An 11,779-nucleotide genomic window follows, 5' to 3' on the forward strand; every position below is an offset into this window, starting at 1 on the left:
CTGGGCTTATTTCTTAAAACTTTCAAGTGATTGAATTAGCTTTTCAATCGTTCAATTGATCTAGATATTTTTCAGCATCTAGAGCAGCCATACAGCCTGACCCAGCTGAAGTAATCGCTTGACGATAAATGCTGTCAGCGACGTCACCAGCAGCAAAAACACCAGCTACAGAAGTTGCTGTTGCATTACCAGAAGTACCGCTTTGTACTTGGATATAGCCATCACGTAAGTTTAATTGACCATCAAACATTCCAGTATTTGGTTTGTGGCCAATTGCAACGAATAGACCATGAACCTCTACGTCTTGCTTAGACTCATCTTGAGTTGATTTAAGGCGAACACTTGTTACACCAGTATTGTCACCCAATACTTCTTCAACTTCGTGATTCCAGATAATGCTGATTTTGCCTTCTTTTTCTTTAGCAAATAAATGATCTTGCAAAATCTTTTCAGAACGTAAGCTATCACGGCGGTGTACTAGCGTTACATGTGAAGCAATATTTGATAAATAAAGCGCTTCTTCAACAGCAGTGTTACCACCACCTACAACCATTACTTTTTGGTTTTTGTAGAAGAAACCATCACATGTTGCACATGCGCTTACGCCTTGTCCCATAAAGTTTTGTTCAGACTCTAGGCCAAGATATTGAGCTGTAGCACCAGTTGCAATAATCAAAGCATCACATGTGTACTCTTCCATATCACCTTTTAGAACAAAAGGACGTACGTTTAAGTCCACTTCGTTAATATGGTCATAGACGAGTTCTGTACCAAAGCGTTCAGCATGTGCTTGCATACGATCCATTAATGCAGGACCAGTTAAACCTTCAGGATCGCCCGGCCAGTTGTCAACTTCGGTTGTTGTTGTAAGTTGCCCACCTAGTTGTAAACCCGCAATTAAAGTAGGTTTAAGGTTTGCACGCGCTGCATAGACAGCTGCACTATAGCCCGCAGGGCCAGAACCGAGAATTATCAGACGTGAATGTCTACTTTGCATTTAGTTCTCTCCAATGTGTTACAGACTACGCTGGTTAACACGTTTAGATAATTCTTCAGCAGATTCTTTACGCTCAGAATATCGATCAGTTAGATACAGGCTTTGTCCACGCGTAAGTAATGTAAACTTATAGAGTTCTTCCATCACATCTACTATACGATCGTAATAAGAAGATGCTTTCATACGTCCATCTTCTTCAAACTCTAAAAAGGCTTTAGGAATTGAAGATTGATTCGGGATTGTAATCATCCGCATCCAGCGCCCCAAAATACGCATCTGGTTAACGCTATTAAAAGATTGTGAACCACCACTAACTTGCATAAGTGCTAAAGTTTTACCTTGCGTCGCACGTATTGCACCACCAGCCAAAGGAATCCAGTCGATTTGGGATTTAAAAATAGAACTCATAGAACCATGACGCTCAGGTGAACACCAAACCATACCCTCTGACCAAGCCAAAAGTTCATGCAATTCTTTTACTTTTGGATGTTCAGTATCGGCATCTTCTGGCAAAGGCAATCCTTTCGGATGAAAGATTTTCACCTCAGCACCAAACTCCTCCAAGATTCGTCCTGCTTCCATCACCGCTAAACGACTATAAGAACGTTCACGATTCGAGCCATATAACAATAAGATGCGTGGTGCATGATCCAGTGCTTTAGCTTGAACTTTCTCTAAAGTAGGTCGATCAAGAAGATTCATATCAACATTTGGGAGATTCATAGATTTACACCGATTCAAAATACTTTTTTCTTAGCCATAAAGAGACACTGACCAAAGCAATCAAAACTGGTACTTCAACTAATGGCCCAATGACTGTAGTAAATGCCACAGGCGATGCTAAACCAAAGGTTGCAATGGCTACAGCCAGTGCTAACTCAAAATTATTACCCGCAGCAGTAAATGAAATTGCTGTAGTTTTTGGGTAGTCATTACCCATCCACTTACTCATAAAGAAACTAATGAAGAACATTACGATAAAGTAAATTGTTAATGGAATCGCAATTCGAATTACATCCAAAGGCAGACTCACTACATCTCCACCTTTGAGACTAAACATAGCAACAATAGTAAACAGTAATGCCAATAGACTTAATGGACTGATCTTCGGTAAAAAGACATTTTGGTACCACTCTAAGCCTTTGGCGTTGACTAAGATCAAACGGGTCAAGAAACCAAGAAAAAAAGGAATACCCAAGTAAATTAATACCGCGTGGGTAATCGTCCAAAAATCCACATTGATTACTTGCCCAGCAATACCAAAATAAGGTGGTAAGAAGGTAAGAAATAACCAAGCATAAGTACTAAAGAACAAAATCTGAAAGATACTATTGAATGCAACCAATGCTGCTACATATTGGTTATCGCCGCAGGCTAAACCATTCCAAACTAAAACCATTGCAATACAACGAGCTAATCCGATCAGGATTAGTCCAGTCATATACTCTGGATAGCTATGCAAAAAAATAATTGCTAATGCAAACATTAATACAGGAGCAATAATCCAGTTCTGTACTAAAGACAAAGTTAATGTTCTTTTGTCTTTAAATACTTGTGGTAGAGCTGCATAGTCCACTTTGGCTAACGGTGGATACATCATCAGAATCAAACCAATCGCAATTGGAATATTGACAGAATCCACACTCATTTTGTCTAAAGTAACGGAAGCTTGAGGTAAGAAGACACCTATCGCAATCCCCAACCCCATCGCAATGAAAATCCATAGCGTCAGGTTACGATCTAAAAATGACAGTCTTTGTTGAGCCATGATTTTCTCATTCAATATCTGATATGTGATTGATTGCAGCAATTAATTCAGGACGAGACATATTTGCTGTATCAAGTGCAAATAAAGCATCTAAACGACGGTTGATATGGTCTACTGTCACTTGGAAAGCTTTTAATTTTTCCTCTTTAGGCAAGTCTAAATGTGATGGATCAGCCAAGCCCCAATGTGCCTTGATCGCTCCCCCCAAATAAAGAGGACAAGCTTCTTGAGCTGCTGAATCACACACAGTAATCACTACATCAGGTTTATATTGCTCACAGTCATCAATGGTTTTACTCCATAAACCTTCTGTTGAAAGACCAAGGTTTTCCAAAGTTTCAATAGTCAATGGATGCACCTGTCCTGATGGCTTACTACCTGCACTGTATGCTTTCCAGTCATGAGGAGCACGACTGTTAAAAAGCACTTCAGACAAAATGCTACGACAACTATTTCCAGTACACAAAAAAAGGAATTTCATAATCTATTACTCACAATAACTATTTATAGAAAGCGTGTTGGTATTGCTTACAACTTGACTAGATGATGTTTTTTTTAAAGTATCTAGAATTTCAAAACACCATGCTGGAAGTTGTTGATTAATGCTGTAGTACACCCATTGGCTTTGTCGTCTGTCTTGTAAGAGACCAGAAGAGCGTAATAAAGCTAAATGCCTAGAAATCTTTGGTTGACTCAGTTGTAGCTTTTCTGTCAGATCACAAACACAGAGTTCTTTATTCTCAGCAATTAAAGTGACAATATTGAGACGGGTTTCATCTGATAAGCATTTAAAAAAATTAACTTGATCCATCTTTGCTACCTATAAATTTGGATATGCAGATAATCACATACAAGAACTAAATTTTTTAATTTACTCTCTGACCATTTTCGTCGATCACTTGTTCACCATCTTCTTTAGTGAAAGCACCTTTTTGTGGTAATGGCAGAATATCCAAGACAACTTCTGAAGGACGACTTAAGCGAGTACCTAATTCAGTAACAACAAATGGTCGATTAATCAAAATAGGATGTTCAAGCATAAAACTGAGTAGTTGTTCATCACTCAAATCACTACGATCAAGCTGTAAATCCCGATAAGGATCTACATTCTGACGAATAGCCTCTCTTACTGTTAAGTTTGCATCCTGAATCAATTTAACTAATTCGTCATGACTAGGTGGTGTAATGAGATATTCAATAACGGTTGGTTCAATTCCTGTATTGCGAATCAAAGCCAAAGTATTCCGAGAGGTGCCACAAGCAGGATTGTGATAAATCTTTACATCTAATGAAGTTGTCATGAAACTGGGACCTCTAATATATTAATATCTTTATATATGAATTAGCATATATATGCAACTTCATATATGATGGTCTGCAAAATACAATCCATTAAATAAGCTAGTTAAATTTGAAAAACTGCTGTAAACAATTCATTTTAGATTAAGAATTTAGCAATAATATTAAATAAGCCAATATACGTATCAGTAAGTTTGAGAAACAAATGTGATCACTAACTTTTTATTCAGGCTAACTTCTTCAGTACACCACATTTGTCCACTGTACATAACCCATCACAAGTCTTTCTTATTTCTAATAGCTGCTGTATGAGTTTCTGCTGATTCCGAATATTTTCCTCTACATCGTTAATATGTGAATCGATAAGCTCATTCACATCAGAACAATTTAGATTAGGCAGATCCTTATAATTTAGTAATTTTTTGATTTCAATTAAGTTCATATTCAAAGAACGACAATTCACAATGAATTTCAACCGATCAATGTAATCTTCAGTATATAGTCTATAGTTACCTTGAGTTCGATCAGGTTGCGGGATTAAACCTTCTTTTTCATAAAACCGTATTGTCAGTACTGAGCACGACGTTTTCTCAGAGAGCTCTCCTATCTTCATAAACATTAGAAATACTCAAAATCCAACTTGACTCTATAGTAGCTATAGAGATTTTAATATGCAATAAGTAAAGATATGACTATGGGCACATCAATGAGTGGTTGCGGTTGTAATAAAGAAAGTTCTTGTGAAGACACTAAGCAAAATCAAAATGAATCAGAAACAAATTCTGGTAACAGTAAAGATTTAACTGCTGAAGAAAGTAAAAGCTCTTGTTGTGGTAATGAAGTACCACAACAATCTAAGCCAGATGAAAAAGATTCTTGTGCTAGTACTCAGCCATGTTCTACGCAGTCAAACTCATGTTGCACCCCAGATTCAATAAGTTCACCTGAGATAATCAGTGATAATGAGGGTGTAGCGACTTTCATCAGTGACTATAAAATCCCTAAAATGGATTGTTCCGCAGAGGAACAAATGGTTCGGATGACTTTATCTTCTTTGGTAAATGTTAAGAGGCTAGTTTTTGATTTGCCGAATCGAAACCTAAAAGTTATGCATAATGGTGAAAGTAATGAAATCACTGCAAAACTTGAAGCTCTTGGGTTTGGCGCTAAATTAAATAAAACTGAAGCCTATGTAAATAAAGAGCATGCAAAAGAAATCAGTACGTTTCTGATTCCGAAAATGGATTGCTCTGCTGAGGAGCAAATGGTTCGTATGGCATTGTCTCCAGTGAGTGAGGTCAAAGGACTAATATTTGATTTACCTAATCGGAAATTAAAAGTTTTTCATAATGATGGTCTTAATGAAATTACTAGCAAACTTGAAGCACTTGGTTTTGGAGCCAAACTTGAAAGTACCGCTGCCTCTGTGGGTGAAATGCCTGAAAAAGCAGATACGTCTGAACAAGCAAAAGTTTTAAAAATTCTTTTAGCGATTAATCTCCTATTATTCTTTATAGAGTTTATCAGTGGTTTGGTAGCTGCCTCTACAGGCTTGATTGCTGACTCATTGGATATGCTTGCTGATGCCACAGTGTTTGGTATAGCACTGTTTGTTGTTGGTAAAAGTGTAAAAAAACAATTAAAAGCAGCGCATCTTTCAGGCTGGTTACAGTTAATTCTCGCTACTTCTGTAATTGTAGATGTTGTGCGTCGGTTCATTTATGGTAGTGAGCCAGAGTCTTTCTTGATGATTGGAATTGCTGCTTTAGCGCTAATTGCCAATTTTTATTGTATATACCTAATGTCTCATCAAAAAAATGATGGTGCACACATGAAGGCTAGTTGGGTCTTTTTATCCAATGATATCATAGTCAATTTTGGTGTGATTTGTGCAGGGATACTAGTTGCTTTGACAGGTTCCGCATATCCAGATCTTGTTATAGGAATAATTGTTTCACTTTTCGTACTTAACGGTGCTCGAAAAATTTTGGCATTGAAATAAGAGTATTAAAAATGAATTTATTCCAAGTTAAACCAAACGAATTTGTCAAAATTGTTGACCTAAAAAAAGGTAACCAATATTTAGATAAAAATGATCCAGTTCTCGAACGACTTGAATTGTTAGGTTTCAGAATTGGTGAAACTTTACAAGTTCTAGCTAAGGGACTTTTCGGTGGTGATCCAGTATTGGTTCAAATTGAAACTTCTCGATTTGCGTTAAGAAAGAATGAAGCTGAACGAATTTTTGTAGAGATTGTTTCAAATGAACAGTAAAAATATTGCACTTATTGGTAACCCAAATTGTGGGAAAACATCTCTCTTTAATACTTTAACAGGTACTCGTCAAAAAGTAGCTAATTATGCTGGTGTTACTGTTGAGCGGAAAGAAGGTTTTTTTAAACTACCTTCTGGTGAATCAGTTCGAGTTTTAGATTTGCCCGGCACATACAGCTTAAAGCCTACGAGTCTAGATGAAGAGGTAACAAGGGCTGTATGCTTAGGTGAGCTTGAGGGTGAGGTTCTACCTGATATATATGTATGTGTGGTTGATGCCACTAATTTACATTTACATTTAAGTCTTGTGCTTGAAATAAGGGCATTGAATCGACCAATGCTTCTTGTTTTAAATATGATGGATGAGGTCAAAAAGCGTGGTATTTCGATAGATATTAATAAGCTATCAGAATTGTTGGGTATCCCTGTTATTGAGGCTGTTGCCGTTAAAACTAAAGGCGTGCAAGAACTACTAAATCAATTAGATCAAAAAAATCTATTTGTCACTCCTTATCATTCTGATCTGAATCATTTTGATCAGATTAAAAATATTACTAAACAGGTAATTTTAAAAAATGATAACGGTGATGCAAGAACAGCTTTCTTGGATAAAATTTTCTTACATCCTGTACTTGGTTTAGTCATCCTAACGCTTACCATGTTTGTCATGTTCCAAGCCGTTTTTATCTGGGCACAACCTTTTATCTCATTAATTGAAAATGCAATTGCTTGGTTAGGTAATACAATTGGCCCGCTTATTACTCATCCATTACTTAGAAGTCTTATTGTTGATGGGGTAATCGCTGGATCGGGTAGTGTTTTGGCTTATATGCCGCAGATCCTTATCTTATTCTTCTTTATTTTAATTTTAGAAGAATCAGGTTATTTGCCACGAGCAGCATTCCTTTTGGATAAATTAATGTCCAAAGCTGGTTTAAGTGGACGTTCCTTTATTCCACTATTGTCTAGTTTTGCCTGTGCTATTCCTGGTGTCATGGCAACACGAAGCATTAGTTCGGAAAGAGATCGTCTAGCAACCATTATGATTGCGCCATTAATGACTTGTTCTGCAAGATTACCTGTTTATGCTTTGCTAATTGCGGCATTCATTCCAAACAAATTAGTTTATGGTTGGTTGAGCCTACAAGGTTTAGTTCTTTTTGGACTATATATGGCTGGAATTGTTTCAGCATTATGTGTTTCTTTATTTTTGAAACTAGTTAGAAAAGATAAAACAGAAAGTATTTTTATCTTTGAGTTGCCTACTTATCGATTGCCAGATATTCGAAACGTTGCATTAGGACTTTATGATCGAGCTACGATCTTTCTAAAAAGAGTTGGTGGTATTATCGTAGCATTATCTATATTGCTTTGGGTGTTGGTTACGTTCCCTCAACCACCTGAGCATGCCACGATGCCTGCTATCAACTATAGTTTAGCTGGACAACTTGGACACATTATTCAGCCTATATTTGCACCTATTGGCTTTACTTGGGAAATCTGTATCGCATTAATTCCTGCTATGGCTGCAAGGGAAGTTGTCATTGCTGCTTTAGGTGTAATTTATGCTATGTCTGGAGATGAAGATACTGTAACTCAAACATTGTTGAGTCAAATCTCTGGTCCTGATGGTTGGGGGCTAGCTACAGGGATGTCATTATTAGTTTGGTACATTTTCGCACCACATTGTCTTGCAACATTAGCGACCATTCGTCGTGAAACTGGTAGCTGGAAACAGCCTGTTATTATGGCGACTTACTTATTTGGGCTTGCGTATTTCTTTGCCTTCATTACATATCAGCTTATTAGTAGACTTTAATCAAAATAAGAATATTTCATAAAGAAAAATGGATGCCTTCGCATCCATTTTTCTTTTAAGTATCAAACTGATTATGAGCTTTTTTTCACAGCAACAATAATCTGACTCTCACCCTCTATTTTTAATTCGAAGTCAACCTTTTCCCCTACAGTTAAACCATTCAATAATGCTGGATCTGCAACTTTAAAGCCCATGGTCATTGCAGGCCATTTAATTGCAGGAATTGCTTCATGGTCGAGTGTTAGAATATTTTCTTTCGTATCAATAGCAGTAATCACACCAACAGCTTGAGCTGTTGCAACTGTAGATGACTCTTTACTCATCTGCTCCATCGGTGCTTCCGCTTTCTTTTGCTCTGATGCCTCATTTTTGCTACATGCACTTAACGCAGCAACAGTTGCAACAAGAGCCACAATTTTCATAAATTTCAACATAATAAAACCTCTTTTGACGAAATAATAAAACGATCAATTCTTTGATAGTTTTCTTTTGATTAAAAGCTGATATGCCGCAGGGATAACAAACATAGATAAGAGAGGGGCTGAAATCATCCCCCCAACCATAGGTAAAGCAATACGACTCATTAATTCAGAACCTGTTCCAGTCCCCAACAGAATAGGGATTAACCCCGCCAAAATGACAGCGACTGTCATTGCTTTAGGGCGAACACGTAGCACGGCTCCTGTATGAATTGCCTTATTGAGTTGTTGCTCTGTTAAGGATGCCGTTGAAGAAGATAGGCTTTGCTGTGCATGCTCAATTGCTTGCTTTAAATAGAACAACATGACTACACCAAACTCTGCGGCAACACCAGCAAGTGCAATAAAACCAACAGCAATCGCAACCGAAAAGTGATAATCACTCAAGTACATAGCCCAAATACCACCAATCAAGGCAAAAGGTAGTGTTGCCATAATCAGAACAGCATCTTGTACTTGCCTAAAAATCAAATAGAGCAATAGAAAAATGATCATCAAAGTAATTGGAATAACAACTTTTAAGCGAGCATTCGCACGCTCCATGAACTCAAACTGTCCTGAATAGCTAATGCTCATGGCAGAAGAACGTTTTACTTTTTGGTCTATGGCCTGCTTCAAATCTTGTACAACCGAAGCTAAGTCACGTCCTTGTACATCGACATAGATCCAACCACTTGGACGGGCATTCTCACTTTTAAGCATTGGCGGCCCATCTGTAATTTGAATATTAGCAACACTACTCAAGACTATTTGTTGACCAGATTCAGTTAGAATCGGTAAATTTCTTAAGGCTTCCAGTGAATCTCGAATCTCTCGTGGGTAACGTACATTAATGGGATACCGTGCCAAGCCTTCAACAGTTTCACCAATATTTTCCCCGCCAATCGCTGATGAGACGATTTGCTGTACATCTTTAATATTGAGACCATATCGCGCAGCCTGCATACGGTTAATATCAACATCAACATATCGACCACCTGTGAGCCGTTCAGCTAAAGCTGAACTAACACCGGGCACCTGTTTAGCCACTTGTTCAATTTGCTGTGCTACCCGATCAATATCTTGCAGATCATTTGCTGAAACCTTAATCCCGATTGGACTTTTCACCCCAGTTGCCAACATATCAATCCGGTTACGGATAGGTGGCACCCAAATGTTTGTTAAACCCGGTACTTGGACTGCCTTATCTAGTTCTTTTATCAATTTGTCAGGTGTCATACCTGAACGCCATTCAGACCGTGGTTTGAACTGAATCGTGGTTTCAAACATTTCTAATGGTGCAGAATCTGTGGCTGACTCTGCGCGACCAGCTTTACCGAATACTGTTGCAACTTCAGGAACGGTTTTAATCATTCGATCAGTCTGTTGGAGTAGCTCAGAAGCTTTTGCTGCGGACAATCCCGGTAAAGCTGAAGGCATATACAGTAAATCACCTTCATCCATATTGGGTAGAAACTCCCCACCTAACCGTGTTAAAGGGAAAAGACTAATAAGGAAAATTAGCAATGCACCAAGTAAAATTGTCTTTGGATGAGCTAAAACCTTATCCAACATAGGGCTGTATATTTTGATCAGAAAACGGTTCAGTGGATTACGCTGTTCAGAAGGTAATTTCCCTCGAATCCAATAACCCATTAAAACGGGAATCAAGGTAATGGATAAACCTGCTGCTGCTGCCATTGCATAGGTTTTAGTAAATGCCAGTGGTGAGAACAAGCGACCTTCTTGTGCCTGTAAAGTAAAAATAGGAATGAAGGATAAGGTAATGATGAGTAGACAGAAAAATAAAGTTGGCCCGACCTCACTGGCAGAACGTGTAATGATGTTCCAACGGACTTGTGCTTCCAAGACTTGCTCAGGATGTTCGTGTTGCCAAGTTTCGATATGCTTATGTGCATTTTCAACCATTACAATTGCGGCATCGACCATAGCGCCAATCGCGATAGCAATACCACCCAACGACATGATATTGGCATTTAGCCCTTGATAATGCATCACCAAGAAAGCAGATAAAATCCCAAGCGGCAAAGAAACAATAGCCACCATTGCTGAACGTAAATGCCAGAGGAATAGTCCACAGACTAAAGCCACCACAATAAACTCTTCAATTAATTTATGGCTGAGATTTTCTACTGCTCTATCAATCAATTGACTGCGATCATATACAGGAACAACTTGTACACCTTTCGGTAGACTTTGTTGTAATTCAGCTAGCTTCGCTTTCACAGCAGTAATCGTTTCACGTGCATTTTTACCTGCTCGTAAAATCACGACACCCCCAACCGTTTCACCTTGCCCATTCAATTCACTGATGCCACGACGCATTTCTGGACCAAGTTGAATAGTTGCAACATCACCTAAAGAAACAGGAACACCGAAACTATTTGTTCGTAAAGGAATTTGGCGAAAATCATCTAAAGTTTTTAAATAACCAGAAGCCCGCACCATATATTCCGTTTCAGCCATTTCCAGAACTGAACCACCAGTTTCCTGATTAGCTTTTTGAATCGCCTCAATGACATTGTTTTGTGTGACACCTAAAGTAGCCATCTTGCTTGGGTCTAAGACAACCTGATATTGCTTAACCATTCCCCCAATTGTGGCAACTTCAGCCACGTTAGGTAATGTCTTCAGTTCATACTTTAAAAACCAGTCTTGTATGCTTCTCAGCTCCGAAAGATCATGCTGTCCTGTTGGGTCTACTAATGCATATTCATAAACCCAACCAACGCCAGTGGCATCTGGTCCCAATGAAGATTTCGCATTTGCAGGCATTTTCCCTTGAATTTGATTTAGATACTCCAATACACGAGAACGGGCCCAGTAAAGGTCAGTATGTTCATCAAAGATGACATAAACAAATGAGTCACCAAAAAAAGAATAACCGCGAACAGTTTTAACACCGGGCACCGATAACATGGTTGTTGTTAAAGGGTAGGTCACCTGATTTTCAACAATTTGTGGTGCCTGACCAGAAAAATTAGTTCGAATAATTACTTGTACATCAGACAAATCTGGTAATGCATCGACCGGAGTATTCTTTACGGCCCAAGTTCCCCAAGCAGCCAGAATTAAAGCGGCCAACAGGACAAATACACGATTTGCAATTGAAAAACGAATAATACGGGCAATCATAATCGTCC

The 11,779-nt window shown here is 38.4% G+C and carries 12 protein-coding genes; 3 read left to right on the plus strand and 9 right to left on the minus strand.

Translation table 11 applies throughout. The features are described from left to right. Positions 1 to 43: 43 nt before the first annotated feature. The 7 genes from trxB to cadR all read right to left on the minus strand — a co-directional run bounded on the left by trxB (position 44) and on the right by cadR (position 4,683). A complete protein-coding gene (trxB, locus tag NQ782_RS07705) occupies positions 44 to 997 on the minus strand; it encodes a thioredoxin-disulfide reductase (RefSeq protein WP_001191832.1) in 954 nt (317 codons plus the stop codon). Positions 998 to 1,015: 18 nt separating this feature from the next. Further along, on the minus strand, positions 1,016 to 1,720 hold the full coding sequence (gene arsH / locus NQ782_RS07710) for an arsenical resistance protein ArsH (protein ID WP_001052988.1): 705 nt from the start codon (positions 1,718 to 1,720) through the stop codon (positions 1,016 to 1,018). Positions 1,721 to 1,724: 4 nt separating this feature from the next. Then, the gene (gene arsB / locus NQ782_RS07715) at positions 1,725 to 2,765 is read right to left on the minus strand and encodes an ACR3 family arsenite efflux transporter (protein WP_000068658.1); all 1,041 of its coding nucleotides are present in this window, start codon (positions 2,763 to 2,765) and stop codon (positions 1,725 to 1,727) included. Positions 2,766 to 2,772: 7 nt separating this feature from the next. After that, positions 2,773 to 3,246, minus strand: coding sequence for an arsenate reductase ArsC (locus tag NQ782_RS07720; RefSeq protein ID WP_000670223.1), 474 nt, complete (start codon positions 3,244 to 3,246; stop codon positions 2,773 to 2,775). A 6-nt stretch (positions 3,247 to 3,252) separates the two neighbouring features. After that, positions 3,253 to 3,576, minus strand: a complete 324-nt coding sequence (locus tag NQ782_RS07725; RefSeq protein WP_000373080.1) for a metalloregulator ArsR/SmtB family transcription factor — start codon at positions 3,574 to 3,576, stop codon at positions 3,253 to 3,255. 55 nt (positions 3,577 to 3,631) lie between these two features. Then, positions 3,632 to 4,066: an arsenate reductase (glutaredoxin) gene (gene arsC / locus NQ782_RS07730; RefSeq protein WP_000213577.1), complete on the minus strand. Its 435-nt coding sequence runs from the start codon at positions 4,064 to 4,066 to the stop codon at positions 3,632 to 3,634. Between the two features lie 224 nt (positions 4,067 to 4,290). Next, positions 4,291 to 4,683, minus strand: a complete 393-nt coding sequence (gene cadR / locus NQ782_RS07735; protein WP_000480874.1) for a Cd(II)/Pb(II)-responsive transcriptional regulator — start codon at positions 4,681 to 4,683, stop codon at positions 4,291 to 4,293. Between the two features lie 75 nt (positions 4,684 to 4,758). Between cadR and NQ782_RS07740 the strand changes: the two genes are divergently transcribed. The 3 genes from NQ782_RS07740 to NQ782_RS07750 are packed head-to-tail and all read left to right on the plus strand — an operon-like array spanning position 4,759 to position 8,157. Further along, positions 4,759 to 6,066: a cation transporter gene (locus NQ782_RS07740; protein WP_000537300.1), complete on the plus strand. Its 1,308-nt coding sequence runs from the start codon at positions 4,759 to 4,761 to the stop codon at positions 6,064 to 6,066. Between the two features lie 11 nt (positions 6,067 to 6,077). Continuing rightward, positions 6,078 to 6,338, plus strand: a complete 261-nt coding sequence (locus NQ782_RS07745) for a FeoA family protein (protein WP_001048218.1) — start codon at positions 6,078 to 6,080, stop codon at positions 6,336 to 6,338. After that, positions 6,328 to 8,157 carry a ferrous iron transporter B gene (locus tag NQ782_RS07750; protein WP_001086233.1) on the plus strand — a complete coding sequence of 610 codons (1,830 nt, stop codon included), beginning with the start codon at positions 6,328 to 6,330 and terminating at the stop codon, positions 8,155 to 8,157. The genes NQ782_RS07745 and NQ782_RS07750 overlap by 11 nt, the downstream gene beginning before the upstream one ends. A gap of 71 nt (positions 8,158 to 8,228) precedes the next feature. Here NQ782_RS07750 and NQ782_RS07755 read toward each other — a convergent pair whose 3' ends face one another. Further along, positions 8,229 to 8,591 carry a copper-binding protein gene (locus NQ782_RS07755; RefSeq protein ID WP_000911302.1) on the minus strand — a complete coding sequence of 121 codons (363 nt, stop codon included), beginning with the start codon at positions 8,589 to 8,591 and terminating at the stop codon, positions 8,229 to 8,231. Positions 8,592 to 8,624: 33 nt separating this feature from the next. Further along, the gene (locus NQ782_RS07760) at positions 8,625 to 11,771 is read right to left on the minus strand and encodes an efflux RND transporter permease subunit (RefSeq protein ID WP_000561666.1); all 3,147 of its coding nucleotides are present in this window, start codon (positions 11,769 to 11,771) and stop codon (positions 8,625 to 8,627) included. Between the last annotated feature and the right edge of the window lie 8 nt (positions 11,772 to 11,779).

The sequence above is a fragment of the Acinetobacter sp. BD54 genome, assembly GCF_044778325.1.
Lineage (GTDB): Bacteria > Pseudomonadota > Gammaproteobacteria > Pseudomonadales > Moraxellaceae > Acinetobacter > Acinetobacter baumannii.

Bases quoted from the DNA above. Each gene is read 5' to 3' on its own strand.
- trxB (WP_001191832.1), bottom strand. From the start codon at position 997: ATGCAAAGTAGACATTCACGTCTGATAATTCTCGGTTCTGGCCCTGCG.
- arsH (WP_001052988.1), bottom strand. From the start codon at position 1,720: ATGAATCTCCCAAATGTTGATATGAATCTTCTTGATCGACCTACTTTA.
- arsB (WP_000068658.1), bottom strand. From the start codon at position 2,765: ATGGCTCAACAAAGACTGTCATTTTTAGATCGTAACCTGACGCTATGG.
- NQ782_RS07720 (WP_000670223.1), bottom strand. From the start codon at position 3,246: ATGAAATTCCTTTTTTTGTGTACTGGAAATAGTTGTCGTAGCATTTTG.
- NQ782_RS07725 (WP_000373080.1), bottom strand. From the start codon at position 3,576: ATGGATCAAGTTAATTTTTTTAAATGCTTATCAGATGAAACCCGTCTC.
- arsC (WP_000213577.1), bottom strand. From the start codon at position 4,066: ATGACAACTTCATTAGATGTAAAGATTTATCACAATCCTGCTTGTGGC.
- cadR (WP_000480874.1), bottom strand. From the start codon at position 4,683: ATGTTTATGAAGATAGGAGAGCTCTCTGAGAAAACGTCGTGCTCAGTA.
- NQ782_RS07740 (WP_000537300.1), top strand. From the start codon at position 4,759: ATGGGCACATCAATGAGTGGTTGCGGTTGTAATAAAGAAAGTTCTTGT.
- NQ782_RS07745 (WP_001048218.1), top strand. From the start codon at position 6,078: ATGAATTTATTCCAAGTTAAACCAAACGAATTTGTCAAAATTGTTGAC.
- NQ782_RS07750 (WP_001086233.1), top strand. From the start codon at position 6,328: ATGAACAGTAAAAATATTGCACTTATTGGTAACCCAAATTGTGGGAAA.
- NQ782_RS07755 (WP_000911302.1), bottom strand. From the start codon at position 8,591: ATGTTGAAATTTATGAAAATTGTGGCTCTTGTTGCAACTGTTGCTGCG.
- NQ782_RS07760 (WP_000561666.1), bottom strand. From the start codon at position 11,771: ATGATTGCCCGTATTATTCGTTTTTCAATTGCAAATCGTGTATTTGTC.